This window comes from Pseudoduganella sp. OTU4001, assembly GCF_038440195.1.
In the GTDB taxonomy this organism is placed as follows: domain Bacteria; phylum Pseudomonadota; class Gammaproteobacteria; order Burkholderiales; family Burkholderiaceae_D; genus Rugamonas.
In genome coordinates, this window is the sequence record NZ_JASATG010000006.1 from 204,031 (window position 1) to 228,792 (window position 24,762).

General features: G+C 59.4%; 25 protein-coding genes and 3 pseudogenes. 11 read left to right on the top strand and 17 right to left on the bottom strand.

Annotation, left to right across the window (positions count from 1 at the left end):
* Positions 1-196 precede the first annotated feature (196 nt).
* The 3 genes and pseudogenes from AAHE99_RS08330 (at position 197) to AAHE99_RS08340 (ending at position 1,660) form a co-directional block, all read left to right on the top strand.
* Positions 197-772: a TetR/AcrR family transcriptional regulator gene (locus AAHE99_RS08330; protein ID WP_342116384.1), complete on the top strand. Its 576-nt coding sequence runs from the start codon at positions 197-199 to the stop codon at positions 770-772.
* Positions 760-1,059, top strand: a complete 300-nt coding sequence (locus AAHE99_RS08335; RefSeq protein ID WP_342116387.1) for a YciI family protein — start codon at positions 760-762, stop codon at positions 1,057-1,059. The genes AAHE99_RS08330 and AAHE99_RS08335 overlap by 13 nt, the downstream gene beginning before the upstream one ends.
* A pseudogene (locus AAHE99_RS08340) lies at positions 1,056-1,660 on the top strand (DNA-3-methyladenine glycosylase I). The gene AAHE99_RS08335 and the pseudogene AAHE99_RS08340 overlap by 4 nt, the downstream one beginning before the upstream one ends.
* Before the next feature lie 937 nt (positions 1,661-2,597).
* Here AAHE99_RS08340 and AAHE99_RS26775 read toward each other — a convergent pair.
* Positions 2,598-2,936: a PriCT-2 domain-containing protein gene (locus tag AAHE99_RS26775; protein WP_446728905.1), complete on the bottom strand. Its 339-nt coding sequence runs from the start codon at positions 2,934-2,936 to the stop codon at positions 2,598-2,600.
* A 170-nt stretch (positions 2,937-3,106) separates the two neighbouring features.
* Between AAHE99_RS26775 and AAHE99_RS08345 the strand changes: the two genes are divergently transcribed.
* Complete coding sequence (locus tag AAHE99_RS08345; protein WP_342116390.1) at positions 3,107-5,593, top strand: DUF4214 domain-containing protein; 2,487 nt, start codon at positions 3,107-3,109, stop codon at positions 5,591-5,593.
* A 308-nt stretch (positions 5,594-5,901) separates the two neighbouring features.
* A protein-coding gene (locus AAHE99_RS08350; protein WP_446728906.1) for an IS3 family transposase occupies positions 5,902-7,079 on the top strand; the annotation gives its coding sequence in 2 pieces (ribosomal slippage) (positions 5,902-6,154 and positions 6,154-7,079; 1,179 coding nt in all).
* A gap of 165 nt (positions 7,080-7,244) precedes the next feature.
* Here AAHE99_RS08350 and AAHE99_RS08355 read toward each other — a convergent pair.
* Both AAHE99_RS08355 and AAHE99_RS08360 read right to left on the bottom strand, forming a co-directional pair.
* Positions 7,245-8,349: pseudogene (locus AAHE99_RS08355) on the bottom strand (IS3 family transposase).
* 58 nt (positions 8,350-8,407) lie between these two features.
* A pseudogene (locus AAHE99_RS08360) lies at positions 8,408-9,153 on the bottom strand (IS3 family transposase); the annotation flags it as partial.
* A 750-nt stretch (positions 9,154-9,903) separates the two neighbouring features.
* On the opposite strand from AAHE99_RS08360, the gene ltrA reads away from it, so the two are divergent.
* Positions 9,904-11,271, top strand: a complete 1,368-nt coding sequence (ltrA, locus tag AAHE99_RS08365) for a group II intron reverse transcriptase/maturase (protein WP_342116448.1) — start codon at positions 9,904-9,906, stop codon at positions 11,269-11,271.
* 77 nt (positions 11,272-11,348) lie between these two features.
* Here ltrA and AAHE99_RS08370 read toward each other — a convergent pair whose 3' ends face one another.
* From AAHE99_RS08370 to AAHE99_RS08380, 3 genes are read right to left on the bottom strand one after another with little or no spacing between them, the layout of a single operon-like run.
* Positions 11,349-12,428 (bottom strand): 6-phosphofructokinase, encoded by a 1,080-nt coding sequence (locus AAHE99_RS08370; protein ID WP_342116396.1) that lies wholly within the window; start codon positions 12,426-12,428, stop codon positions 11,349-11,351.
* A 19-nt stretch (positions 12,429-12,447) separates the two neighbouring features.
* On the bottom strand, positions 12,448-13,110 hold the full coding sequence (locus tag AAHE99_RS08375; protein WP_342116398.1) for a BON domain-containing protein: 663 nt from the start codon (positions 13,108-13,110) through the stop codon (positions 12,448-12,450).
* Between the two features lie 59 nt (positions 13,111-13,169).
* A complete protein-coding gene (locus AAHE99_RS08380) occupies positions 13,170-14,009 on the bottom strand; it encodes a universal stress protein (protein ID WP_342116400.1) in 840 nt (279 codons plus the stop codon).
* A gap of 125 nt (positions 14,010-14,134) precedes the next feature.
* Between AAHE99_RS08380 and AAHE99_RS08385 the strand changes: the two genes are divergently transcribed.
* The gene (locus tag AAHE99_RS08385; RefSeq protein ID WP_342116402.1) at positions 14,135-14,368 is read left to right on the top strand and encodes a hypothetical protein; all 234 of its coding nucleotides are present in this window, start codon (positions 14,135-14,137) and stop codon (positions 14,366-14,368) included.
* A gap of 79 nt (positions 14,369-14,447) precedes the next feature.
* Here AAHE99_RS08385 and AAHE99_RS08390 read toward each other — a convergent pair whose 3' ends face one another.
* Genes AAHE99_RS08390 through AAHE99_RS08405 form a run of 4 tightly spaced genes read right to left on the bottom strand, consistent with a single transcriptional unit; the run spans position 14,448 to position 16,472 of the window.
* Positions 14,448-15,263 (bottom strand): sulfite exporter TauE/SafE family protein, encoded by an 816-nt coding sequence (locus tag AAHE99_RS08390; RefSeq protein ID WP_342116404.1) that lies wholly within the window; start codon positions 15,261-15,263, stop codon positions 14,448-14,450.
* A 3-nt stretch (positions 15,264-15,266) separates the two neighbouring features.
* Positions 15,267-15,704 carry a YeeE/YedE family protein gene (locus tag AAHE99_RS08395; RefSeq protein WP_342116406.1) on the bottom strand — a complete coding sequence of 146 codons (438 nt, stop codon included), beginning with the start codon at positions 15,702-15,704 and terminating at the stop codon, positions 15,267-15,269.
* A gap of 1 nt (position 15,705) precedes the next feature.
* Positions 15,706-16,140 carry a YeeE/YedE family protein gene (locus tag AAHE99_RS08400; RefSeq protein ID WP_342116409.1) on the bottom strand — a complete coding sequence of 145 codons (435 nt, stop codon included), beginning with the start codon at positions 16,138-16,140 and terminating at the stop codon, positions 15,706-15,708.
* Positions 16,134-16,472 (bottom strand): ArsR/SmtB family transcription factor, encoded by a 339-nt coding sequence (locus AAHE99_RS08405; RefSeq protein ID WP_342116412.1) that lies wholly within the window; start codon positions 16,470-16,472, stop codon positions 16,134-16,136. The genes AAHE99_RS08400 and AAHE99_RS08405 overlap by 7 nt, the downstream gene beginning before the upstream one ends.
* Before the next feature lie 81 nt (positions 16,473-16,553).
* Between AAHE99_RS08405 and AAHE99_RS08410 the strand changes: the two genes are divergently transcribed.
* Entirely contained in the window at positions 16,554-17,414 is an 861-nt protein-coding gene (locus tag AAHE99_RS08410; protein WP_342116413.1) for an MBL fold metallo-hydrolase, read from the top strand.
* A 142-nt stretch (positions 17,415-17,556) separates the two neighbouring features.
* On the opposite strand, the gene AAHE99_RS08415 is transcribed toward AAHE99_RS08410, so the two are convergent.
* The 3 genes from AAHE99_RS08415 to AAHE99_RS08425 are packed head-to-tail and all read right to left on the bottom strand — an operon-like array spanning position 17,557 to position 19,288.
* Positions 17,557-17,961 carry a bacteriohemerythrin gene (locus AAHE99_RS08415; protein ID WP_342116416.1) on the bottom strand — a complete coding sequence of 135 codons (405 nt, stop codon included), beginning with the start codon at positions 17,959-17,961 and terminating at the stop codon, positions 17,557-17,559.
* 14 nt (positions 17,962-17,975) lie between these two features.
* Entirely contained in the window at positions 17,976-18,806 is an 831-nt protein-coding gene (locus AAHE99_RS08420; RefSeq protein WP_342116419.1) for a universal stress protein, read from the bottom strand.
* A 26-nt stretch (positions 18,807-18,832) separates the two neighbouring features.
* Positions 18,833-19,288, bottom strand: a complete 456-nt coding sequence (locus AAHE99_RS08425) for a CBS domain-containing protein (RefSeq protein WP_342116420.1) — start codon at positions 19,286-19,288, stop codon at positions 18,833-18,835.
* A gap of 255 nt (positions 19,289-19,543) precedes the next feature.
* Here AAHE99_RS08425 and AAHE99_RS08430 point away from each other — a divergent pair, with 255 nt between their 5' ends.
* Positions 19,544-19,660, top strand: a complete 117-nt coding sequence (locus AAHE99_RS08430) for a hypothetical protein (protein ID WP_342116422.1) — start codon at positions 19,544-19,546, stop codon at positions 19,658-19,660.
* 15 nt (positions 19,661-19,675) lie between these two features.
* On the opposite strand, the gene AAHE99_RS08435 is transcribed toward AAHE99_RS08430, so the two are convergent.
* Positions 19,676-20,092 (bottom strand): response regulator, encoded by a 417-nt coding sequence (locus AAHE99_RS08435; RefSeq protein WP_342116424.1) that lies wholly within the window; start codon positions 20,090-20,092, stop codon positions 19,676-19,678.
* Positions 20,093-20,534: 442 nt separating this feature from the next.
* On the opposite strand from AAHE99_RS08435, the gene AAHE99_RS08440 reads away from it, so the two are divergent.
* A complete protein-coding gene (locus AAHE99_RS08440; RefSeq protein WP_342116425.1) occupies positions 20,535-21,020 on the top strand; it encodes a universal stress protein in 486 nt (161 codons plus the stop codon).
* Here AAHE99_RS08440 and AAHE99_RS08445 read toward each other — a convergent pair.
* Genes AAHE99_RS08445 through AAHE99_RS08455 form a run of 3 tightly spaced genes read right to left on the bottom strand, consistent with a single transcriptional unit; the run spans position 21,017 to position 23,975 of the window.
* The gene (locus tag AAHE99_RS08445) at positions 21,017-21,700 is read right to left on the bottom strand and encodes an ABC transporter ATP-binding protein (protein WP_342116426.1); all 684 of its coding nucleotides are present in this window, start codon (positions 21,698-21,700) and stop codon (positions 21,017-21,019) included. The genes AAHE99_RS08440 and AAHE99_RS08445 overlap by 4 nt on opposite strands.
* Positions 21,697-22,941, bottom strand: coding sequence for an ABC transporter permease (locus AAHE99_RS08450; protein ID WP_342116427.1), 1,245 nt, complete (start codon positions 22,939-22,941; stop codon positions 21,697-21,699). The genes AAHE99_RS08445 and AAHE99_RS08450 overlap by 4 nt, the downstream gene beginning before the upstream one ends.
* A gap of 8 nt (positions 22,942-22,949) precedes the next feature.
* On the bottom strand, positions 22,950-23,975 hold the full coding sequence (locus AAHE99_RS08455) for an efflux RND transporter periplasmic adaptor subunit (protein WP_342116428.1): 1,026 nt from the start codon (positions 23,973-23,975) through the stop codon (positions 22,950-22,952).
* A gap of 216 nt (positions 23,976-24,191) precedes the next feature.
* Here AAHE99_RS08455 and AAHE99_RS08460 point away from each other — a divergent pair.
* On the top strand, positions 24,192-24,762 hold a 571-nt coding region (locus tag AAHE99_RS08460), incomplete at its 3' end, for a P-type ATPase (RefSeq protein WP_342116430.1).

Here is a 24,762-nt window from a genome sequence, read left to right on the forward strand (position 1 = left end):
CCCTTTTTCAATTTGCCCCCCGGTCGATCTGCCCTCCCATGGCGAACGCAGTTCCCTCTCGGAAAATGGAAACCCGCCTGCACAAGGGGTTCGTTACCCTTAGATATTGTCCGCTTGACAATGCGGTAGGGGGCATCCTAATATGGCATTAGGATGATCGTCCTAATGGTTGGACTCAATATTCGAAGATTGTGCGATGAGTGAAAGTGGGACACGTGAACGTATTGTTGAAGCGGCCAATGATCTGTTCTATCAACAGGGCTTTGAGCAGACTTCGTTCACGCATATTGCCGAGGCAGTAGGCATCACGCGCGGCAATTTTTACTATCACTTTAAGTCAAAAGACGAGATTCTCGATGCGGTGATCTCCGCGCGGTTTAGCGCGACCGAGGCAATGCTTGAGCGGTGGGGCCAGGTGAGCGGCAATCCAGAGGGCAGACTGTGCTGCTTTGCCGAAATTCTCGTGGTGAATTGCGCGAAGATCATGGGCTACGGTTGTCCGGTTGGGACGCTCAGTACGGAATTGGCGACGCTGAATCATCCATCGCGGCGCGGAGCCGACGAGATCTTTTCTCTCTTTCGCATCTGGCTGCGTAGACAGTTCGAGTTGGCGGGGCGGTCCGGCGATGCAGATGATTTGGCGATGCATCTGCTGTCCCGCAGCCAGGGTATTGCCACGCTAGCACATGCGTTTCAAGACGAAGAATTCATCCGCAAGGAGGTCAAAACAATGCGTGAGTGGATAAAGGGAGTTTGCACATGTTCATCGTAACACTGCGCTTTTCACACAATAGAGGCCTGGCGGCCCAGCACATGGACGCACACAAGGCTTGGATACGACGAGGCGTGGAAGACGGCGTGTTTCTGCTAGTGGGCAGTCTGCAGCCGAATTCCGGCGGCGCCATTATTGCCCACAACATTTCCTTGCCTTCCCTACGTGAGTGCGTAGCGCAGGATCCATTTGTTATAGAAGGAATTGTCGCGGCCGAGATATTGGAAATTGCGCCTTCGCTGACAGATGCGCGTCTTGCCTTCCTGAAGGCCGAGGCCCCAGCATGACGGCACTGGTGGAAGGACCCGATGGTGGAGCACGGTGTCGATGGTGTGCGGCGGCGCCGGAATTTCTACACTATCACGATTCCGAATGGGGCTATCCGGTCACGGACGATGCTCGCCTTTTTGAAAAGATCTGCCTTGAAGGCTTTCAATCAGGATTAAGCTGGCGAACCATTCTGGCTAAAAGGGAAAACTTCCGGCGCGCTTTCCATAACTTCGATATTAAACGGGTCGCACGATTTACTGAAAAGGATGTCGAGCGATTGCTGCAGGATGAGGGCATCGTCCGCCATCGCGGTAAGATCGAAGCGGTTGTCAACAACGCCAAGCGCGCCCAAGAGTTGATTGCCAGAGAGGGCTCGCTGGCACGATTCATCTGGAAGTTTGAGCCGCGACCAGGCGAAGTAGCGCGGCCGCAAACGGTGTCGACTTCAGTGGAAGCCACAGCGCTGTCCAAAGAATTGAAGAAACTTGGCTGGAAGTTTGTCGGGCCCACCACTGTGTAGCGTTTATGCAGGCAATGGGGTTGGTTAACGATCACGTGGAGGGCTGCGTGATTCGTGAGTTAGCCGAGCGTGCACGGTCAAAGCTAAAGCGCGCATGAGCGCGGAATCGCGGCGTCGGAGATGTCAGAGCATTTGCTGGTCTCAGAGTAGCAAGGTAGTGATTGAGCGAAGCCGCGCTCCTGCTACTGTCCCGTTATGCCAGCGAGTGCCCGTCCAGCGCTATCGCTATTAACCACAGGCGATTCCAGCATCAGCACCAGGAGGTCGGACGGCGGCAAGCTACCGCTGACCGCGAGACCGTGGCCCTTTTCGGTGTTCGGGGTACGTGGCAGGATTCTCAACCCGTCAATTGCAAGGACTGGATGCGAATGAGCTGCTCACTCTGCTTATCTCTGCCGTAATGGGCACGTTGAGATTGGATAACGCCATGTCCGCCGTTTGGCAGGCTCGAAAGGCTCCATCTACAGGGCCGCATTTTGGTCGCACCCTACTTGAATGCTCGCAATGCATATAAAATGAGGGGAAGGTTAAAGTAGGGGCCTTGCCATGGAAGCGAAAGTTTGGCGGTCAGGCGGGTATGAAAAAAGTATGAAAAACCGGGGTGAATTTGGGTAGACAACGAAAGAAACGAAAGTCAGGCGCGCACTATGAAAATGGGTCTCTCGCCGTCCACCAAAGTTTCGTTTGTCGCCATTTACACTGCAGGGTTTGGCTACTCTTGGCGCATCAGTGAGTTGCGAATGACTTAGGGATAGCCGCAGCGCGTCGATGTAAAATGGTAGAGAATCGGTCGTCGTACTGATGTGTTTTATTGATGGTATCGCTGCTGGTATTTCTTCGACGACCTCTGAGAATCGCTCGCTGAATCAAGGACTTCGGTCTGCCGTAAATAATAGAGTGGGAATGATTTGATGTCTGGCATCTGCTGGCAGTAACAGGCGGTAAAACACACATAAGCCCTTGATTTCACGGGCTTTTTTTGTTATCTCGCCTAGCATTGTCTGGCAACGATTGGCACGGGTAAGCGATGTTTTTTCATGGCATTCTTAATGGTATGATCTCGCGGCGATGCCATGATCGGCGATCATACTCCGTGATCGCATTCCAGTCAGCCTGGCATTGACGTTCGCTCTCGTAGCCATCTCCCGAACGGCTCCAGCTATGGAACTCATCGAACGGCACACCTGCTCGTTTTGCGGCCATGCCGAGGTTAATCCACTCGGTGCGAGTTGCAGGCGGTGTGATGTGATGCAAGGTGTCGATCGCGCGCTGCGATTCGACCGGCAGCACTTGCCCCCGAGGGGGGCAAGGCCGACGAGCCGGGGCGCGAGTACCCGCGCATGTATTAGCACTTCGCACGCCTGGTGGCCGCACGCCAATCGGACCTCGACATGTCGCCGCTGCGCGCTGTGGCTGACGCCCGCCTGGTCGGCAAACACGTCACCGTCGAATCGTTCGTGGAGTAGCTAATACAACCCTCAGACATTGGTGGCCGTGATGAAAAGGATTGTTATACTAATATCTTTCTACGCTGGAGGAAAACCATGTCCTTGCTGCGCCAAGCCACTATTCAACTGGTCCTTGTATTAATGCTCGCCTCTTGCGGAGGTGGGAAAGAAGGGGCGCTTACTGAGCGAAGAAAGGCCTCTGGTGCAGTAGCGACAACGATCGATTCATCGGCACATTATCGTGATTTGGTAATCCGGTTATATCTGGCTTATTTCGGACGGCCACCTGATCCTGGCGGCATGAGCTTTTATACAGAGCAGTTTCGCCTGGCCAATGCTCCAGTAGACTTCAAAGAGTTATCATCCGCATATGGTAGGAATGCTACTATTAAAGCGCTAGTTGATAGCTTCGGTGAAAGTCAGGAGTCTAAAGATTTATATGGAACTGACAACAACGGTTTCATAACCGCTGTCTACCAGAACATATTCAATCGCGAACCAGACGCAACAGGTAAAGCCTTTTGGCTTGACGTTCTTCAGCGTGGTGTCGTCACACGAGCGAATATGGCAATCTCCATCATGGGTGGTGCGCGTTCAACAGATGTGACGGTGGTTGACAAGAAGGTTGCCGTATCGGGGTTCTGGACGGCATCTTTAGATACAGCTGACGAGCAAGCCGCATACTCCGGTTTAGCTTCGAATTTGATTGCAAGGCAACTGATTCGTACTGTTGGAGAAAGCACCAATGAGGAGGAATCGAAGCAAGCTGTAAGTTCTGCATTAAAGGATCTGGTCGCGACAGCGGCGATACCGGTCAAGCCCGATTTTACCGTTGTAGGCTTCGCAACAATGGACCAAAGAATGGCTGGAGCTCGCATCGATCTCGTCTGTATTGATGGCGCCAAAACTACTACGCATGCCGATAGCGTCGGCCGCTTTACTTTGCAAATTGTCGGGGAGGCTTTTCCGTGCGTCGTCGCAGCTCACGGAACCGGCGAGCAGTTTGGCTTTATTTTCCATTCTGCCATTACAGGATTTTCGACAGCTCGTGTTTCTCCCATTACCGATGCCGCACTCGCGTTAGCTCTTGATCGGAATCCTTCGGAAATCGATTTTGGCGCGCAGAAAAACTATTTGTCGAAATTAACATCGACCGCCTTGATTTCAGGTGCGAGTAAACTGAGGGAAGTCATGCCGGCGGAAGTGAAACTGCCATCAGATGACCCATTTACTGTGCAGAAAGGAGGGAATGTCGATGCGTTCCAGGCATCGATGGCGGTGATCAGAAAACTACTAATTGATGAAGACATGGACTGGGAGGATGCAATTGCATACGTGAGATTAGGTGAGAACTGGTATAGTAAATCACCTTTCATTACATCAGTTACTCCCTGGGATGGACTTCCGGGTGAGATGATTACAGTTAAAGGAACTGATCTCCCTCCGTCACCTCGTATTGTTTTTCAAAGTTCGATCGGCGAGCAAATTACGGCGAACTTGATTTCTTCCAGCAGCAGTAATGTGCAGTTTCTTGTTCCACAAAACGTGAAGCGGGGAATGTATAGACTTCTCGCAAACGGTTTCGATTTCTTCCCACTCGGGTTCTTTGTAAAAATCCCCGATCCAGATTACTACGCGCCTTTTTATCAATCCGGAAAGATGCATAACAGAATCCAATCTGACTTTGCACGCGCAGCTGACGCTTTGAATCATTCTATGGCCGGCAGTATTTTTCGATATCCCGGCCGAGAGCGAAGTGGTGTCAAGTGTTCTGTCCGAATTAATGATGATGGTTCAATTTCACGCTTGGATGAGAATGGCAAAATTATTGAGCATTATTCATGGGAAAATAAGAACGACGACCCGTTGCGCGCTTATCCGAGGCTCTATATGGAGCCCAAGTTGGGAAAATACGTTGAACTTGTCCCCCAAGGGTTATCCATACCGGCGCATTCGTTCGCGTTCTCACACTCTTATACCTCGGCATTCGATTTGTGCGTGGGGCCTGGCGCAGATTCGGGCTTTCAGTTCTTTGCTGGACCAGCAACAAAGAACTGGGCCAAACTTAAAGAGGGAAAGTACGCCGGTGGGTGGGTTTATGCGATCGAAGGATATAAGCATAGCTTTTATGAGGAAGGTGGAATATTCTCTACTGCGCTTAATCGAAAAATTAACGGTGGGGATAGTTATCGTTGCGGCTTCACAGTGAGTCAAGGAATCGTTAGGGTATGGTTAACTGCTGAGGATGACGAGGAAAAGGAGCTGCCTGTTGCTACGTTCTTAATCTCGGATAAATTTACGTATGAACCGCCCATTGATCGCTCCAATTTCAGCACTTCGGAAATTTTTCACGATCCACTTATAGCGCCTGAAAATAACTATCGGCTTCTGTCTGCCAAACCATTCGAATATTCCAACGAGCCAAAATTCGTTCTTGAGCCGAAAGTTTTTCATCCTGATGGAGGAATGACTTTTTACGTTCATTATGGTGTCTACGACTATGACTATGCTCCCGGTAAATTTCGAGCCGAGGGATATTTGCATTGTGACACTTACGGCGAGCCGTGGCGCACACCAATTTAAAGAAATGCGTCGGAAAAGTAGACCTCCCTCGAAGCACGGGTCCCTGATCCTGCGATCAAGTGAAATGCATTATAGGGAAAGGAAACATTTGGAAATAAAGTAGTTGAAGCAATTTTGAAAACGCAAATAGAATACGCACACCCGAAATTCTTTCGATCGGTCTTGGCTCAGGTGACCCTTGCGCCAAGCTCGTGGCTAGGCGCGTCGCAGTCAGCGATTACCGTGGGATGTCTCTATTGGTGAGGTTCCCACGAAATTTCGTCTTCCTTGGGTGACGTAAAATAGACGTCATACAGGAAGAGGCAGAAATGAAGAAATTACCCCGCCAGGCATTTACCGTGGAGTTCAAGACGCAGGCCGTTGATCGAGTCGCAGCGGGCCAGTCGATTCCGGTGGTATCCGATGAACTTGGCATTAACGACCAGACCTTACGCAACTGGGTTAAGGCTTCGCAGGCTGGCAAGTTGGCCGGTGCAGGTGCCAAGGTCATCACTCCGACTGAAATGGAGCTTTCGCGGTTGCGGGCTGAACTAGCAAAGGCCAAGCGCGAGAACGAAATTTTAAAAAAGGCAGCGGCGTACTTCGCGCAAGAAATTCTGTGAAGTACGCCTGGATCGACGCCAATCGCTCGGCGTACGCATTGAACGAGATGTGCAGCGTGCTTGAAGTCAGCATCAGCGGCTTCCGCGCCTGGAAGCGTGGCGGAACTCCAGAACGCAAGCGTCTGACGGACGAACAGATGATCGCGTTGATGAAGGCTATCCACGAGGAATTGAAGGCTGCCTATGGCAGTCTGAGGATGATGCGTGAATTGCGCCTGCGTGGCTTCAGTGCGGGCAAAGAACGCGCTGAGCGGCTGATGCGTGAAAATGGGATCCGGGCACGCCATAAACGGCGCTACAAAGTGACGACGGATTCGCGGCACGGACTGCCCGTCGCGCCGAATCTGTTGGCGCGGGAGTTCACACCGACCGAGCCAAACCCGGTCTGGACCTCGGACATCACTTACCTTTGGACGGACGAGGGCTGGCTGTACTTGGCCATTGTGCTGGATCTGCTCAACCGGGAAGTGGTGGGCTGGTCGCTCAAGCCGCAAATGAAAGCCGATATTGCGACAGATGCCCTGACCATGGCTTGGTTCCGCCGCCGCCCAGCGCCAGGCCTGCTGTGCCACTCTGATCGCGGCAGTCAGTACGCGAGCAAGGCTTTCCAAAGCAAGCTGAGCGAGTACGGCATGATTTGCTCGATGAGCAGGAAAGGCAACTGCTGGGACAATGCGCCAACGGAAAGCTGGTTCAACAGCTTCAAGAACGAGCGAGTTCACGGCATTCGTTACAAAACGCATGAGCAGATGAAGGCAGCCAGCTTTGAATACATCGAGGTCTTCTATAATCGGCGGCGGCAACATTCAAGTCTTAGCTACCGTTCGCCGACGCAGTATCTAGGAGACTGGGCCATTAGAAATCAGCAGTTGAACGCTGCATAGGTGTCTCCCGATGGAAGGCGAAAAACCGAGGGAAGCTCAGGTCGCCCTGGGCTATTGGTCAGGGCGATCAGCGTACGCTGCAAACTAGCCTATTTGGCTTTAACCTCCAGTTCTTCAATGCAGTCCGTTCCGAAGAGCTTGCGCACAGTTGACCTGCTCCCTAATTTAGTACGGCCCCGAACTGGAGTCCACGGTTAATAACCCTTCCGCAAACTGCTTCGGTGTCAGATTCCTCAGCGTACTGTGCGGCCGTTCCTCTTTGTACTCCCGATGCCAGGCTTCGATCACCTGGCGCGCATGCCGCAATGAGATAAACCAGTGCTCGTTCAAGCATTCATCGCGAAACTTGCCATTGAAGCTTTCGACGTAGGCGTTCTGCTGCGGTTTGCCGGGCGCAATAAACTTCAGCTGGAGCTTGTGCTGATACGCCCATGTATCCAAGTTTTCCCTGCAAACTCTGGTCCGTTATCGACGGTCACCGAGCTTGGTAAGCCCCGCGATTCAGCGAGACGTTCCAGCACCGAGGCGACACGCCAACCAGCCAGCGAGGTATCGACTTCGATAGCCAAGCACTCCTTCGTGAAATCATCCACGATATTCAAGCAGCGCAACCGCCTGCCATCAACAAAGCCATCCGACACAAAGTCCATCGACCAGCTTTGATTAGCGCCTGTAGCCATCACCCTGACGGTACGTTCCACCCCGCCGATGCGTTTGCGCTTCCTGCGCCGAACCATCAAGCCTGCCGCGTGGTACACGCGGTAGGTACGCTTCCAATTGAGCGTCCATCCTTCTCGGCGCAGCAGCACATGCAGGCGACGGTATCCATAGCGCCGCTTTTGGCCAGCCAGCGCAGTCAGCCGCGCCAGCAATGGCTCATCGTCCGGGCGCTTCGCCGCATACCGAAACAACGATCTGAAGATTCCAATCAGCCCGCAGGCTCGCGTCACGCCCAACGCATGGATGGTCATTAAATGCGCCACGGCGAGCCGCTTCGCTTGCGGGCCTACCACTTTCGGCTGACCACGTCCTTTAGCGCCGCGTTATCCAGCATGGCATCGGCCAACAGGTGCTTAAGCTTCGAGTTTTCCGCTTCAAGCTCCTTCAATCGCTGAGCTTCCGAGACCGTCATGCCGCCGAACTTCGTCTTCCAGTTGTAGAACGTCGCTTCGGCAATGCCATATTTCCGGCTCAGGTCAGCCACCCTGGCGCCAGCTTCGGCCTCCTTCAGCACACCAATGATCTGCTCTTCAGTAAATCGCTTTTTCATGCCTGCCTCCCCTGTGGCAGACTCCAGATTAACACCGTACTAATTCATGGGAGCAGGTCACCTGGCGTGAGAACAAGTCCAGTACCACAGCCAGATAAAGCCATCCCTCATAAGTGCGCAGATACGTAATGTCCGTGACCCAGACTTTATTCGGCTCGGTCACGTCGAACTCGCGCTGCAGATGGTTTGGCGCTACTACCGAAGGTCGCCCACCGTTCTTGTACTTGCGCTTCGCATAGCCTGTTTGAGACCGAATGCCATCAGCACGCATCAGACGATATACCCGATTGATGCCGCATTCCTCGCCAAGCTCCTGCAAGTCGTCGTAGACCTTGCGGTAGCCATAGACGGCGCCGCTTTCCAGCCATGACTGCTTGATGTGACCAAGCAGCCGCCGATTCTCTTTGGTCCGTTCGCTTTCGGGATTGCTGCACCACACGTAATAGCCGCTTGGATGGATCTTGAGCATCTTGCACATGCGCTGAATGGAATGCAGCGCCTGGTGCTCACAAATGAAGGCGTACCTTACCCGGACGTCTTGGCAAAGTACGCCGCGGCCTTTCGCAGGATGTCACGCTCCTCGGTGACGCGCTTGAGTTCTGCCTTCAATTTGCGCATTTCCTCAGCTTGGGCATCGTTAGCTTTGCGTTCCGGCTCGGGAACGCTGTAACGCTTGGTCCAAGCGTAGATGCTATGGATGCTGACTCCAAGCCGTTCGGCAACCTCCGCCGCAGGATGGCCCCGATCAACCACCTGTCTGACTGCCGCAATCTTGAATTCTTCGGTATATCTCTTGCCGCTCATTGACTCTCTCCTTTGCCTTAGAATTATGGCTCAGGAGTATCTAGAATAGTGGTGGCGATTCAGATATCGCTGAGATGGTCAAATTAGCCAAAACATCTGGGGTAGGCGTCTGAGTGTCGTCCTTGAGCAGGGGCGTGCTGTGGCTAGTTCCGCTGGTCATTAAGCATCCCGAGTTGTCTCAAGAATTGAGTACAGCATGAAATTTTCTGCGCATGGTATTTTCTTATGGTATCCAGTCACACTTATTTTGCAACTGCTTGTTCTGTAACAGTTTTTTCTTCTAATTTATGACTGAGTGGGAGTGACAGAATATCAACTGTCGGTTCCTTCTGTATTATGAATAATGGCTCCAGTCGGGGCCATTATCTTGTGCGCCCAGCATGGGCGCAATCTTGGAGGTGCAAGTCCTCCCGTGAGCTGACCACAGCGAACGAAGTGAAGCGCAACTGCGGAAGGGCGACCGACCGTGGAGAGGAAGCGTGGAGCGAAACTGCGAGCCGATGGACAAGAATCGGATATAAGGCGGCGCCGAGCAGGGCGAGCGGGCAAGAAGCCGCGAAGCTCTTGTGGTCAAAGCGAGGCGACGTAAATCCGGCGGTTGTGCAGGGAAGGAATGCGTCCTTACCTGGGGAGATCTCGCCCCACGCCTGAAAGGGCGACGTTGAGAGACGGAGCGAGAAGTCAGCAGAGGCCGTAGTAGCTGGTTTTTTTTTTCAGTGAAGGGCCAAACGAGAAGGAGCGTTGACTGACGTGGCGATGGAAAGTGCACTGCATCAGATGCCCGCATCAGCGGGGCGGGACGCGGCAAGGCGAGGTGAAGCCTCGTCCTGCGTGGCCAGCGATGAAGCACAATCCCCGCACCACGACCGGGAAAACGTAGGGCAAGGCTTGTTGATGCAAGCGCTTGCGAGAGAGAACATGCAACGCGCGTGGAAGCGCGTGAAGGCGAACAAAGGTGCTGCCGGGGTTGATGGTCTGGATATAGAGCAGACTGTCGAACACCTGAAGCGCGCTTGGCCAGCGATCAGGCAGCAATTGCTAGCCGGCACGTACCGGCCCCAACCGGTGCGGCGCGTGGGCATACCGAAGCCGGACGGCAGCGAACGTGAGCTGGGGATACCCACCGTGACCGACCGTCTGATTCAGCAGGCACTGTTGCAAGTGCTGCAACCGCTAATCGATCCTACTTTTAGTGAACATAGTCATGGGTTCCGCCCCGGCCGAAGAGCGCGCGATGCTGTGCTCGCTGCACAGCAGTATGTGCAGGAAGGCTTCCGGGTGGTGGTCGATGTTGACCTGTCTAAATTCTTTGACCGGGTCAACCACGACATCTTGATCGACCGCCTGAGGCAGCGCGTGAACGACGCCGGGCTTACCCGGCTGGTTCGCGCTTATCTGAATGCGGGGATCATGGATAACGGAGTGGTGGCCGCACGGGCAGAAGGAACGCCGCAAGGCGGTCCGCTCTCGCCGCTGTTGGCCAATGTGCTTCTCGACGAGGTGGATCGTGAGCTGGAGCGGCGGGGCCATCGCTTTGCCCGCTATGCCGATGACTGCAATGTCTATGTGCGAAGTCGGAAAGCTGGCGAACGAGTGATGGACTTGCTCAAGCGTCAATACGACAAATTGCACCTGAAGATCAATGAGTCGAAGAGTGCGGTAGCCAGCGCGTTTGGCCGTAAGTTTCTGGGCTATGAGTTGTGGATGGCACGGAACGATGAGGTGAAACGCGCAGTGTCGAAAAAGGCGCGGGAAACGTTTCGGCAACGGATACGGCAGATCACTCGCCGTTCTGCTGGGCGCAGCATAAGTGAGGTGATCGACAAACTGCGCAGTTACGTGCTGGGATGGAAAGCTTATTTCGGATTAGCGCAAACACCGAGGATCTGGCATGCGCTGGATGAATGGATGCGACACCGGATGCGAGCGCTTCAACTCAAGCTATGGCGGCGTGGTACGACGATTTATCGCGAGCTGGTACATCTCGGTGCAAGCCATATGGCCGCGCTGATGGTCGCCAGGAACAGCCGTTGCTGGTGGCACAATAGTGGCGCAGCCATGAACATCGCGCTGCCGGTTGCCTACTTTGACCGTCTTGGCATGCCTCGTCTCACTTAACCTCAACTACTCGAACCGCCCGGTGCGGACCCGCATGCCGGGTGGTGTGGGAGGGGACCGGTCAGAACTGACCGCCCCTATCCCGATTTTGGGGCGGAAATCATGGCATCGGCTTCGCCCAGACTCACACCGATGTGCCGGGCGCAAGCCAATAGATGATGACCTAACGGCACGCGGCGGGTGCGTCCCGCAACGTCTGCCAATGGCGCCGCACCGATACGACCGCCCTCGTAGGTCACCATGCTTCCCCATAGATCCGCGAGCGCCATCGTAGCGCCGGTCTCACCCAGCAGGGTTCCTAGCAGCCGGTCTCCTGGGCTCGGCGCGCCGCCGCGCTGCACATGTCCAAGAACCGTTGCCCGGACTTCGCACTGGAGGCGCGCGCCCAGTGCTCTGGCTACCTTCTCGGCCACGCCGCCCAGTCGTTGTGGCTCTGGCGCGCCAGCCACCAGGCCCCGGAACGTCATTTCACCGCCGCGAGGTTTGGCGCCCTCGGCCACGCAGATCAGGGCGTTGCCCCGATGAGCAGTCCGCGCGGCGCAGACCGCAGCGATGGCATCCAGGTCGAAATCGATTTCGGGCAGCAGGATGATGTCCGCTGCACCGGCCAGGCCAGCTTCCAGCGCCAGCCAGCCGGCTGTGCGGCCCATCGTCTCGACCAGCATTACCCGGCCGTGGCTGGCGCCGGTCGTGTGGCTGCGCTCAAGTGCTTCGGTGACAGTGGCGACGGCAGTGTCGAAGCCCAGGCTGCGCTCGACGCAGGCAATGTCGTTATCGATGGTCTTCGGCAGCCCGATCGTGGGCAGGCCGCCTGCGTGCAAGGCGCTGGCAATCGCCATGGTGCCGTCGCCGCCAATGGCGACGACGCCGTCCAGGCCGAGCTCGCGCGCATAGCAGGCGACGTCGGAACTCCAGTCGCGCCCCTGGTAGTTGAGCGGGCTGACACGGTTGGTGGCGCCCAGCATCGTGCCGCCTTCGGCTTCGATGCCGGCCACCGCCGCGCGGTCCAGGGGGCGCACGCGGCGCTCGACCAGGCCGAGGTAGCCGTCTTCGATGCCGAGTACCTCGACCCCTTCAAGCGCCAGGGTCAGTCCACGGATCACGGCGTTCAGGCCCGGCGCGTCGCCGCCACCGGTGAGGACTCCAATTCGCTTCATGGGTTCCGTAGCGTTCGTGTCAAGGTACGGCAGAGGTATCGATGGTAAGGCGGTCGGCAACATGGGTGACGCCCGGGGCCATCCAGGCTGCACGTTCTGCTGCCACGCGCTCTGCCCATGAGTGTACGGTACCGTCAAGCACTACCGTGCCTCCGACGGCTTCAACCTTGATATGGGCGGCGTCGACGTTTGCAATGCGATGGAAGGCTGCAACGATTTGCCGCTGAACGTCCTTCGGTTCGACGGCGGGCCGCAACTCAAGGTGGTTCGCCACGCCGCGCACCCCGCGGATCGAACGCATTGCTTTCTCCGCCAGGACGCGTTGGTAGTTTCGCTCAACATGGCCTTCGAGTTTGACCAGGCCGTGGTCGACTACAACCTTGATGGTCGCGGCCGATTGTGGCAACTGGTAGACGAGCGCGGAGGCGCAGTCACGCGCGACGTCGGCGTCAAGGCGAGGGTCGCCGGCCAGCCGCACTTCGACATCGTTGGCAATCCCCGCCACCCCGACGACGCGCTCGGCCGCGTGTTCAATAAGCACCTTCTGATCGTAGCTATGAACGAAGCCGCTCAGTGTCACGACCTTCTCGCGCACGGAAACGGCCACATCCTTGGCGGCGGAGTCCGCTTCCCAGATCAACTGCTGCTCGACATATTTCTTGATGTCGCTATCGGTTAACATGATTTTCTCCTTTCACTGAGCGGCCTGGACATGATTCCTCACGTGCAGCATCTGCGGGCTTAGCGCGACAGCAAAACAGGAAGTGTTGCCATCGCCAGGATGGTGCGGGTCGCGCCGCCCAGCATAATCTCGTGGAGCCGGGAGTGGCCGTAGGCGCCCATGACCACCAGGTCCGATTGGGCGCTGTCGGCAGCCGCCATCAGTGCCTCGCCCACATCACCATCGCTGGCGATCACCTGGGTCTCGACGGCAACACCGTGGCGCGCCAGGTGCAGGGCGATATCGGCACCGGGTTCCTCGCCATGTTCATCATCGCCGATGACAGGGTCCACCATCGTCACCACGACGCGCTTTGCGTTGACCAGCAGGGGGAGGGCGTGCTTGATCGCACGCGCTGCCTGTAGACTGCCATCCCACGCGACCAGAATGCTCTGGCCAATGCTTGGGAAACGGCCGGCGAACGGGACCACCAGGACCGGGCAGCAACCATTGAGGATGACATACTCGGGCAGGCCCTGCTGGGTTGCTCCGGTTGCCGGATCGTCGCGGTCGGTCTGGCCCAGAATGACCAGGTCGGCATAGCGCGACTGCAGGACGAGCCCACCGTAAGGATCATCGTTGACCAGCCGCTCTTCATACGACGCCACGCCCTGGGCCTGGGCGAGTTTGGCATGGTCCACCAGGACTTGTCTGGCGCGTGCCGTAGCCATGTCGGCCAGATCGATTCGGATCACATGGTTTGGCAGCGGATCGTGGCCACTGTAGACATAGCGCGAAATGCCTGTCATCGCGGAGCACACGAGGTGGGCTTGCTGCTGTTCGGCGATCAAGGCGGCAAGCTGCATGCGTGTTGGCGCATTGCGGGACGCATCTGCGTGCAGAACGATGGTCTTGTACACGGCAACCTCCAGATCGGGTCAAGTCGGAAGGTTTCAGTCTGCTCCGCGTGCCAGCACCGAACCATGATCTGGATCAAAATCGGGAAGAAACAGTCCGGTGACCACTCGACGTGGGCAGGCGCGCGATGGCAAAGCAAGCACTGCTGACCCTGCTCTCCGGCTTGTCCAGTAATGAGCTGGCGTATGGCGAATTCAAGCAGTTGGTGAAGATCGACAAAGTGAAGGATATTGTCTTGTCGGAGCACAGGGTTTGGTGTGCGGTCGTGGCTGACGGCCTGTCCGCTGTCGTCGAGGCGCCGCGCGTCGCGCGCTTCGGTTGCAAACAGGCTTGCCATGCCAGTTCAACGCCGTGCGTGTGACCGATCCGAGGTGGCCGGCATCGACGAGGCGAAAGAAGAAAAAGGCGCGATGTGGCCGCTAGCGGGCGCCCCGAATAGCTTACTGTGCCATGACGACCCTGACGATCATGCCGATAGCGATGGCCCCGGAGACGAGGGCGAATGCGCGCTGCACACCGGTTCCGCCCACCTTGCCGGCCAGGGCCCTGCCTGCGAGCATGCCGAGCAGGGCGCCGCCGGCGAATGGCACGCCGAGCTGCCAGTTCACACGGCCGGCGGTGCTGGCGGCGGCAACACCCGAAGCGGACACCAGCGCGATGACCGCCAGCGATGTGGCGACGATCGCCTGCAGGGGCGCATCGGTGGCCTTCTTGAGTGCGGGGACGACAACGAAACCGCCTCCCACCCCAAGTAGACCCGAAAGGAAGCCAGCACCGAGGCCAGTGAGTGCGAGCGCGCGCGTACAAGGGCGGTTCCAGATAAAGCGTCCGGAGCGTGCGTCGAGCCGGCACGGTGGCGCAGAAGGCGTTGTTGCCACCGGCGTGTTGTGCAAGCTGAGGGTCTGCCTGAACATGCGCTGCGCAACATAAGCGAGAACGAGGGCAAACAGAACGGTTAGTGGAGCGTTGGGCAGGCGGTGGGCCAGCCACAGTCCTGCCGGCGAAGCGGCCATCCCCGCAGCGGCCATGAATGCGGCAGCGCGGTAGCGCACCGTCTTGGCGCGCAGGCCCGCCAGGGCCCCCGTGGCGGCCGAAACACCCACCGCCAGCAGTGCAATCGGCGCGGCTTGGGCGACGTCGAGGTGGAGGAAGGCGACCAGCAGCGGCACCGCAAGGATCGCGCCTCCTGCGCCGGTCAAGGCGAGAATGATCCCGACCACCGCGCCCAATGTGGTACTGAGGGACAGTGCATCCATCGCTTACCTGGCCGCAGGCGTGCCGTGCGAGCGCAGGCGCTCAGCCACTTCGAAAACCCCCATGCCGAGCACCATCGCCGCGACAAAGCCGGCTGCCTTGGCATAGCCCGCCCCCAGCGCCACCAATGCCGGACCCGGACAGAATCCGGCCAGTCCCCAGCCCACCCCAAACGCTGCGCTGCCGAGCAGCAAGCGGGGCGTGACCTGGGTATTGGCGGGCCAGCGCAGCGGCTGGCCGAGGAGTGAACGCGTGCGCCGGCGGGCCAGGGTGAACGCCAGCGCGCCGATGGCGATAGCGCCGGCCATGACGAAGGCGAGGGATGGGTCCCATTGGCCGGCGAGATCGAGGAATCCCTGAACCTTGGCCGGATTAGCCATCCCGGACACCATGAGTCCGATGCCAAACAGCAGTCCGGCAAGCAGTGCGAAAACGGCAGTCATATCAAGCTCCGATCAAATGGCGGCGAACAAAAACAGTGAGAAATCCGGCGGCCATGAATGTGAGCGTCGCGACCAGAGACCTGACCGAGCCGCGGGAGATGCCGCACACGCCGTGACCGCTGGTGCAGCCGCTGGCATAACGGGTGCCGGCGCCGACCAGCAGGCCGGCCAGGAGTACCTCCGGCCAGGAGGCCGAGATCTGGGCGACTGGGGGCTCGTCAAACAGGGATGCGGTGACTGGTGCGAACAGCAGGCCGGCCAGGAACGAAATGCGCCAGGCCATGTCATGGCGGGGCAAACTGAGCAGGCCGCCCAGGATCCCGCTGATCCCCGCAATGCGTCCATTGAACAGCACCAGTATTGCCGCCGCCAGGCCGATGATGAGTCCACCGGCCAGCGACAGCCAGGGCGTGAAATGGTTGACATCGATCAGCATGACTTCTCCTTTTGTCCATTGCTGCAAAACTGTTCATATAAGACGGTCATGACCGCCAGCGCTTGCGGGCTCGATACCGCGTAATAGATATGTTTTCCGTCACGGCGTGTCGTGACAAGCCCGTTCTCGCGCAGCACGGTCAGTTGCTGTGACAGGGTCGGTTGCCGGATGCCGAGTTGCTCCTCCAGCGCACCGACGGTTGCTTCGCCTTGCGTCAATTGGCAAAGCAGCAGCAGGCGGTCCTGGTTGGCGAGGGCCTTGAGCAGCGTGCACGCAGCGGCGGCGGATGCATGCATCGGCTCGAAGCTGAACGTCGTTGGGTCTGGGGTCATGGCGGATCTGTCCGAAGGATTTACAATATATCTTAGCATAGTATATGATAATGTATAGTGAAATACGACGAGGAGCCAGTCATGCAAGCCAATATCCAACCGTTCTTTGATCCGGCGACCTGGACCATCACCTATGTGGTGCATCAGCAGGGACGGCCCGAGTGCGCCATCATCGATTCCGTCCTGGACTATGACCACAAGGCGGGACGCACATCGAGCGACAGCGCGGACAAGGTGATTGCGTTTGTCCGCAGCCAGGGGCTGCAAGTGCAGTGGATCCTCGAGACGCATGCCCATGCTGACCACCTGTCCGCCGCCCCCTATCTCAAGCGGGAGCTGGGTGGGCGCATCGCGGTAGGCAAGGAGATCCGTCAGGTCCAGCAGGCGTTCAAGCAGCTCTTCCACCTGGAGCCGGACTTCTGCTCCGACGGTTCGCAGTTCGATCACCTGTTTGAGCCGGGCGAGGTGTTCAGCATCGGCGGCCTGACTTGCAAGGCCTTGCATGTGCCCGGACATACGCCGGCCGACATGGCGTACCAGATTGGCGACGCCGTGTTTGTGGGCGATACGCTGTTTATGCCCGATGTCGGCACGGCACGCTGCGACTTCCCTGGCGGCGATGCGCATACCTTGTATCGTTCGGTACGCACATTGCTGGAGATGCCCGCTGCCACGCGTCTGTTCATGTGCCACGACTATCCGCCGGAAGGCCGCGCGCCAGCGTGGGAAACCACGGTGGGGCAAGAGCGGCAGTCGAACATCCACCTCCACGACGGTGTCACGGAAGCGCAATTTGTCGCGATGCGCAAGGCGCGGGATGCCACTTTGCCGATGCCGGTGTTGATCCTGCCGGCAGTGCAGGTCAATATCCGGGCGGGCGAACTGCCGCCACCGGAAGCCAACGGCATACGCTACCTGAAGATCCCGCTCAATGCTATCTGAGCGCCCGCCGGTCATCGTGCCCAGCACCGGCATGCCCCCGATGGCTGGGCCAATGCCGCGCTGCAGGATGAGGGCGGACGCGATGTAGAGGCCGAGGCTGATGCGGTCGATATCTCCAACATTCTATGCTTGATGAGTCTCCTCAGCGTTGCGTATGAGAGCAGGGCGTTGATCGCTGGAGCTGGCGCTGGAGGTGGCGGTCCTGGGTTGCGGCGTGGAACACTAGCCACTGGCGCAATGCAGCCAGCGCTTCGATGGCGGGCGCCGGATCGCCCTGGTCAAGTGACGCGGCCGCATGGTGCAGGCCCGCCAGCGTGCGGGCATGCTGTTCACGGTGCAAGGCGCGATCGGCGCAGTCAAAGCTGTCCATCAGCGCTTCTTCATGGCGGAAATCCGCTTCGACCTGCGCGACGAGGTGGTGGAGGTGTGGCACTAGCTGCCCGGGGTGCAGTGCCAGCACGGCGTCAATGCGGCGTGATAGTTGTACGTGCAGCCGCTCGAATTCATTCGCGTCATGCAGGCGATCCGGACCGGAAGTGCGTTTCATAATCGACGCCCGCTCTAGTGCGCCATCAGCACCGGTAGGGTCGCTGTGGCCAGCACGGTGCGCGTGGCACCACCCAGCATCAGCTCACGGAACCGACTATGGCCATAAGCCCCCATGACCAGCAGGTCGCAGGCGCGATCGGCGGCCAGCGACAGGATGGCATGGCCGGCGTCGGCCGGGTGTGGCCGGTGCTGGATCTGCACTTTGACGCCGTGCCTGGCCAGGTACAGAGCCATATCCGCCCCGGGCTCGCCATCGCTGTGCGGCGCGCCGAACACGGCGAGCGTCACTTCCTCGGCGTTGCACAGCAGCGGAAGCGCCGCGGTCGCCGCCTTGGCCGCCTCTACGCTGCCGTTCCAGGCGAGCAGCGGCCGTTGGCCGATGCGGTCGAAGGTCCCGCTACGCGGCACCATCAGCACGGGCCGCCCGCAATGCATGACAACGTATTGCGGCAGGTCTTGCAGCAATCCGCCTTCCTCACGGTCTTCGGGGTCGGCCTGCCCCAGTACCAGCAGGTCCGCGTAACGTGCCTGCAGACACAGGCCGGCGTAGGCATCCTCGTCGGATTTGCGTTGCTCCCGCGAGGACAGGCCCGCGCGCGCGGCGATGGCATCAAAGTGGGCGAGCGCTTCTGTCGCGCGCTTTCCTGCGTGCTGCATGTAGTCTTCGATGAAGACGCCGCTGCCTTCGAACAGCCCTCCCGCGCGCATATAGCGCGGCACGCCGGTCAGCGCGACGCCGACCAGGTGCCCTTCCTGCTGCGCTGTGAGCTGTGCCGCCAGCGCCATGCGCGCCCCGCTGTTGGGCGCCTGGTCCACGTGGACTACAATCGTGCGGTAATTCATGATGTTCTTCCTTTCCGTATATGAGGTCAGACGCGTACGCGCTGTTCCACTTCCCGTTCGCGGCGCATCGCCTGGGCGAACAGTGTCAATTCGGCGCCGTAAGCATTGAGCAGGTCATCCAGCGAAATAATGCCGACCAGTTCGTCGAACTCGCCAGTCACGGGCAGCCGGCGCACCCCGTGCTTGCGCATCAGCTTCAGTGCGGAGATGGCGGGCTGGGTCGCAGCAATGGTATGCAACTGGGTCGACATCACTTGCGCGATGGGCAGCGTAATGGGATCGAAGTCGCGCGCCACCGCCACGATGGCAATGTCGCGATCGGTCAGGATCCCGACAGGCCTGTTCAGCGTTCCGTGTGTGATGACGACACTGCCGACGTGGTGCCTGCGCATCAGTTCGGCGGCATCCTTGACGGTGATGCTGTCTTGTGCCGTCACGACGTTGCGCTGGCATAAATTTGAGACGAGCAGTGGTGCATGCATGATGACCTCCTTGGTTGACGGTCTCAGTCTGCGCCTATGGTGATGCGATGCTCCATGATCTGGATCAATTGTGGAACCAAACCTACGGCAGAGCACTGTACTGCAGCGGACTTAGACAATTCAGGACGCTTTGACGGTTAACCACTACAGCGCCTGCCCGGCAAGCCCGATACCGCGGTTGGTGTTCCTGGACGATAATGCGATGGTGAGAGATGAGGGAGCAGAACCATGACGTGATGCAGTTTCGAGCTGCGCATGGGACGGGAAGACATCGGCGCTTATCTTGGCTTGACCGTCGAGAGCGTCAGCCGCCAATTGGCGGGGCCACGTCCCTATTCGGCGCCCTCGACCTTGTATCACCATGGCGGGTGATTCTGTTGCTGTGGTTTACACCGGTAAATCGCTGCAGGTCCAATACTGGTCCCATGTGCGCATGATGTCGATGAAGCGGCCGTATTCCTGGCACTTCGGCAGAAAGCCTGCCGCACCCAGATCGAAACTTGCGTCGCGGTCCTGCGATTCTTCCGAGGTGGTCAGGACCACGACCGGGATGCGCCGCAAGTGAGGATGTAGCTTGACGTGCCGCAGAAACTCCAGTCCGTTCATCACCGGCATGTTCAGATCCAGCAGGATGATGCAAGGTGGCGGGTTGTCGGGCGCTGCCAGGTAAGCCAGGGCGGCTTCGCCGTGTTCCGCATGTACCAGCGGATTGTCGACTTCAATCGTGCGCAAGGCACGTTGGACCGTCATGGCATCGACCTCATCATCTTCCACCAGTAAGATGGGGGAGACGGCAGTATGCATGGTTTTGCTCCCTGGCAACTTGCGTTGTTGGCGACCATGAGCCCGACCAGTGCTTCAGCGGTGGCCGCAGCTTTTTTGAGACTCTTAGTATTCCACAAAAACCTTGCAATACTCAAGGTAGGGGAATCCCTACGAGCGAGTATGTGGCGGCCCCCACAACAAGATGCTGGCATCCGTGATGACGCTTTTCCGCCTGTTCGCCTACCTTGAATGCAGGGCGAGTCGCACTCTCCACCACAGGGAGCACAGATCATGGACACCACGGCAAAGACCCCGGCACCAGTTGGCGGGTCGACATTTGTACCGCTGCCGGGCGGCGATCCGGCACCATTCATCACGCCGGAGCGGATCCGCGAGCAATTGGGATGGGCAATGCTGCAAGCAAGCTGGCGATAGCAGCTCCGACCTTTTGTGCGGTATCAGGCTCACCAGGGAGGCAACTATGTACCACGATATCCTGCTGCCGACCGATGGCTCGGCACTCTCGCGCAAGGCGGTGGAAGGGGGCATCCAGTTCGCAAAACGGGTCGGTGCGCGCGTGCATGGGTTTTATGTCGTGCCCCAGCTACCGCCCGATGCGCTGGATAGCATGCTGCACATGGCGCCTGACCTCGCGGAACGGCAAGCGGAGCTGTTCACGCGCATGGGGGAAGGTTACCTGGCGGAGATCGGCGAGATGGCGAAGGCGGCCGGTGTGCCGTGCGACTGCCGCAAGGTCGTCTCCAGCATGCCGCATGCGATGATCCTGCTGGAAGTGTCGCGCCTGGGATGCGATCTGATCTATATGGCGTCCCATGGCTGGAACGGCAACCGCGACCGCCTGCTGGGCAGCGTCACGCTGCGCGTTATCAATATCAGCCCGGTACCCGTGCTGGTCCATAAGTCCAATGTTCTGGTTGGCCCGCCATTTGGCGCGGCGTCGATTTAAGGGCGCCAGCCAACGACGTGGCGTCCATCCACCAGGCCGAGCACACGATCCGCCGCTTTGGCAAATTCATGGTCATGCGTGACCGCGACCACGGTCTGTCCCGCATCCGCCAGGTTGCGCAAGAGCTGACGAACATTGAGTGTCGCCGCAGAATCGAGGTTGCCCGTGGGCTCGTCCGCCAGTATCAGCAGTGGATCGTTGGCCAGTGCGCGCGCCAGTGCCGCACGTTGGCGCTGGCCGCCCGAAAGCTGGGATGGGAACTTGTGCGCCTGGTCGGCGATGCCTAACCGGGCGAGGAGCTCCATGGCATGGGCCGCGCCCGTCGTTGCGTCAAGCCGCCCCAGCCGCTGTATTGGCAACAGGACGTTCTGTGCGACGGTGAATTCCGCCAGCAGGAAGTGAAACTGGAACACAAAGCCCAGCTTTGCCAAGCGCATGGCCGCCAGCTGGTTGTCGTCGCATGCGCTGGTATCTTCATCTGCGAGCCAGACCTTGCCGCTATCGGGGCGGTCAAGCAGTCCAAGCAGGTACAGCAGTGAGGATTTTCCCGAGCCGGAAGGACCCATGATGCAGATGAACTCGCCGCGCTGGACCTCGAGCGAGACGTCATCAATCAGCGTCACCGGCACAGTGCCAGCCAGGCGCCTTGTCAGCTGTTCGGCATGCAGTACGGCGCTCACGTGGCACCCCGCAAGGTATCGACGGGCTGCAGCTTGCCGGCCTTGTTGGCCGGCAGGCAGGCTGCGCCGAGGCAGGCGGAGAGGGCGAATGTCACGGCCAGGAGATACTGTTCGGCGCCCCACCAGAGCGGCAGATGCACGACGTCGGTCACCCCCGGCGGTTTCAATTCGACCAGGGCCAGGAGATGCATCATCCCATAGCCCAGTAGCAGGCCCGCTGCGCTGCCCAGCAAACCGATGATGGTGCCCTGGTACAGGAAGATGCGGCGAATGTCAGCTGCCTGGAAGCCGATGGCTTTGAGGATGGCGATGTCACGCCGCTTGTCGATCACGATGGTGGAGATGGTGTTGTAAATGCCAAAAGAAGCCACTACCAGGATGGCGGTCACCACGCTGTACATGATGACATTGCGCACCTGGAGCAGGCTCAGGATGTCTTCCGATGCTTCGCTCCAGGACACGGCCTTGTAGCCGAGCTGCTGTTCAATGTCGGCCGCCACGCCGCGCGCGGCATATGGATCGGTCAGCTGGATGATGAAGCGGTTGACCCGGTCGGGCCGCGCCAGGATCACCTGGGCGCGCTTGAGCAGGGTGAAGGTTTCGCCCTCGTCGTAGGCGGCGTTGCCGGTCCTGAAAATCCCCACTACTTTCATGGTGCGCGTGCCGCCGCTGGCGGCCACCATATTGACCGTACTGCCCAGGCCGAGCTGGAATTTGTCGGCCAGCCCCTGGCCGATCACCAGTCCGTTGGGGTTGGCTGCCAGGTCGTCCAGGGTGCCTTTGACCATCTGCTCGTCGATGGTCGATACGGCCTGCATCCGCGCCGGGACGATGCCGGACACGCTGACCCCCTGCTGCTGGTCGGCGAAACTGAGGACGGCCGAGCCGCGCAGGAGCGGGGCAATGCGCAGCCCCGGCAGCTGTTCGATCGCGGCCAGCTTGCTGCGGTAGCTGCGGATGCCGCGCGTTTCGACCGGGGGCTTGATGTTGCTGATCGCCACCGCCGCGACCGGCCAGCGCAGCTCGGCCGGCTGTCGGCGTGCCGCGCGGAACTGGTCCGACACCGTGATGTGGGGGCTGTTATCGACCAGGCGCTTGAGAAAGTCCTGCTCGGAACCCCGCATCAGGGCGGAGACCGCAAGAAAGAATGCGACACCGAGCATGATGCCCATCAGCGACACCAGCGTTGAGCGGCGGCGGTGGCGCAGGTGGGCGAGGGCAATGGCCAACTGGACGCGCATCGGAGCCCCTACGACTTACGCTGGCGCACCCAGCGGCCTGCCCTGAGCGCCGGGTCATAGGGCGTGACGACGCGCTCGCTGCCATCCAGGCCGCGCAGCACTTCAAGCTGCTGTGGACCGCGTATGCCGGTTACGATCGCGCGGCGCTCCAGGCGCTGGCCGGCAACGATCCAGACAGCGTTTTCGCGTACCGCGCCCGGTGGCAGGAGCATGGCGTTGTCATGCCGGGCGACCAGCAGGTTGGCATCGACGGTCATGCCGGTCCGTAAGTCGCCAGGTGCAGCGAGCGCGATGCGGACACGGTAGCTGCGCGCAACGGGGTCGCCCTTCGGCGTGATCTCGCTTACCCGGCCGTCAAAAACCTGGCCTGGCAACGCGTCCGCGCGTAGCAGCACGGCCTGCCCGACACTGACACGGCTGATGTCTTCCTCATCGATTTCGGCGGTGACACGTAGCGGAGCACAGCACGCCAGCACAAACAGGGCCTGGCCCGGGGCAATATACTGTCCGACCTCGCCGTCACGGCGGATGATGGTGCCGTCTGCAGGCGCCAACACGGAGCTATGGCCACGCAACGCGCGCAGCCGGCGCAGGGCTGCTTCCGCTACGGCCAGCTCGGACTGCGCGCGCTGCGCCTCGCCGGCTGCGACGAAGCCGCGTTCGGCCAGCGCCTTGGCGCGTGCATATTGACTACGAGCAAAATCGGCACGGGCGCCTTGTTCAGCGACGCTGCCGGCCAGGTCGCTGTCATCAAGTCGTGCGAGCAGCTGGCCTTTGCGCACCAGGGCGCCCTCGTCGACGAGGCGCGCAGCCAGTTTGCCGCCGGCCTGCGGGGCGAGGGGCAGCATGACCGTCGGTTCCACTGAGCCCGCCGCGTAGATGGCATCGATCGCGGGACCGCGGCGCACCGGCGTGACCGTTACCTCAAGCGGCCCGGCAAAGTGCCAGGCGACGGCGCCAGCCGCAGCGAGCAGTACCGCCGCCGCTGCGGCGCCGAGGCGCCAGCGACCGGATGGTGCAGGTGAAACTGCCATGAGCGCACTCCAGCAATCACGAATGCCCCAGTGTGTGGGCGCGTGGCCGCCAAATCTATGACCTGGATCATGCCCGCCGCAGTTCCGCAGCACGGGGAGCAGCTGGGTGCGCCAGCTGTTGTTTCCATTCCGAATCGGGCTTGAATTGACCTTGGTCATGTTCAGCGCACCACGCAAGCGCTAAGGTCGGCCCATCACCACTGCCTGGAGGACATCATGGTCGGGCCGGAATTGCATGGTTTGACGAGTAGCGAAGCGCAAGCGCGCCTGGCGGCAGATGGCCCCAACGCGCTGCCGGTGGCGCGTGGCGGGGTCGTGTTGCTGGCGTTGCGCACAATACGCGAACCGATGTTCCTGTTGCTGATGGGCGCGGCCGTCCTCTACCTGGCGCTGGGTGACTGGCTCGAAGGCGTCGTGCTATTGGGAATGGTTGCCTTGAACATCGGACTCACCCTGTACCAGGAAGGGCGCAGCGAGCGCGCGCTGGAAGCACTGCGCGGCTTAAGCGCGCCGCGTGCGCTGGTAGTGCGCGACGGCCAGGCGCGGCGTATTGCCGGCAACGAGGTGGTTGAGGGCGACATACTCCTGCTGTCGGAGGGCGACAGGGTGGCCGCCGACGCGATCCTGTTGCAGGGCGGCGGCCTGCGCATCGATGAATCGCTGTTAACGGGCGAGGCGTGGGCGGTGGGCAAGCGTATGGCCGAGGGCGTTGTGGGGGCGCAGGGGCCAGGGGGGGGCGGAAACCCGGTTTTTTGGGGGGGGAGGCGGGTGGTGGAGGGGGGCGGCC

Bases quoted from the DNA above. Each gene is read 5' to 3' on its own strand.
- AAHE99_RS08330 (WP_342116384.1), top strand. From the start codon at position 197: ATGAGTGAAAGTGGGACACGTGAACGTATTGTTGAAGCGGCCAATGAT.
- AAHE99_RS08335 (WP_342116387.1), top strand. From the start codon at position 760: ATGTTCATCGTAACACTGCGCTTTTCACACAATAGAGGCCTGGCGGCC.
- AAHE99_RS08345 (WP_342116390.1), top strand. From the start codon at position 3,107: ATGTCCTTGCTGCGCCAAGCCACTATTCAACTGGTCCTTGTATTAATG.
- AAHE99_RS08370 (WP_342116396.1), bottom strand. From the start codon at position 12,428: ATGAAGCGAATTGGAGTCCTCACCGGTGGCGGCGACGCGCCGGGCCTG.
- AAHE99_RS08375 (WP_342116398.1), bottom strand. From the start codon at position 13,110: ATGTTAACCGATAGCGACATCAAGAAATATGTCGAGCAGCAGTTGATC.
- AAHE99_RS08385 (WP_342116402.1), top strand. From the start codon at position 14,135: ATGGCAAAGCAAGCACTGCTGACCCTGCTCTCCGGCTTGTCCAGTAAT.
- AAHE99_RS08390 (WP_342116404.1), bottom strand. From the start codon at position 15,263: ATGGATGCACTGTCCCTCAGTACCACATTGGGCGCGGTGGTCGGGATC.
- AAHE99_RS08395 (WP_342116406.1), bottom strand. From the start codon at position 15,704: ATGACTGCCGTTTTCGCACTGCTTGCCGGACTGCTGTTTGGCATCGGA.
- AAHE99_RS08400 (WP_342116409.1), bottom strand. From the start codon at position 16,140: ATGCTGATCGATGTCAACCATTTCACGCCCTGGCTGTCGCTGGCCGGT.
- AAHE99_RS08405 (WP_342116412.1), bottom strand. From the start codon at position 16,472: ATGACCCCAGACCCAACGACGTTCAGCTTCGAGCCGATGCATGCATCC.
- AAHE99_RS08410 (WP_342116413.1), top strand. From the start codon at position 16,554: ATGCAAGCCAATATCCAACCGTTCTTTGATCCGGCGACCTGGACCATC.
- AAHE99_RS08415 (WP_342116416.1), bottom strand. From the start codon at position 17,961: ATGAAACGCACTTCCGGTCCGGATCGCCTGCATGACGCGAATGAATTC.
- AAHE99_RS08420 (WP_342116419.1), bottom strand. From the start codon at position 18,806: ATGAATTACCGCACGATTGTAGTCCACGTGGACCAGGCGCCCAACAGC.
- AAHE99_RS08425 (WP_342116420.1), bottom strand. From the start codon at position 19,288: ATGCATGCACCACTGCTCGTCTCAAATTTATGCCAGCGCAACGTCGTG.
- AAHE99_RS08430 (WP_342116422.1), top strand. From the start codon at position 19,544: ATGGGACGGGAAGACATCGGCGCTTATCTTGGCTTGACCGTCGAGAGC.
- AAHE99_RS08435 (WP_342116424.1), bottom strand. From the start codon at position 20,092: ATGCATACTGCCGTCTCCCCCATCTTACTGGTGGAAGATGATGAGGTC.
- AAHE99_RS08440 (WP_342116425.1), top strand. From the start codon at position 20,535: ATGTACCACGATATCCTGCTGCCGACCGATGGCTCGGCACTCTCGCGC.
- AAHE99_RS08450 (WP_342116427.1), bottom strand. From the start codon at position 22,941: ATGCGCGTCCAGTTGGCCATTGCCCTCGCCCACCTGCGCCACCGCCGC.
- AAHE99_RS08455 (WP_342116428.1), bottom strand. From the start codon at position 23,975: ATGGCAGTTTCACCTGCACCATCCGGTCGCTGGCGCCTCGGCGCCGCA.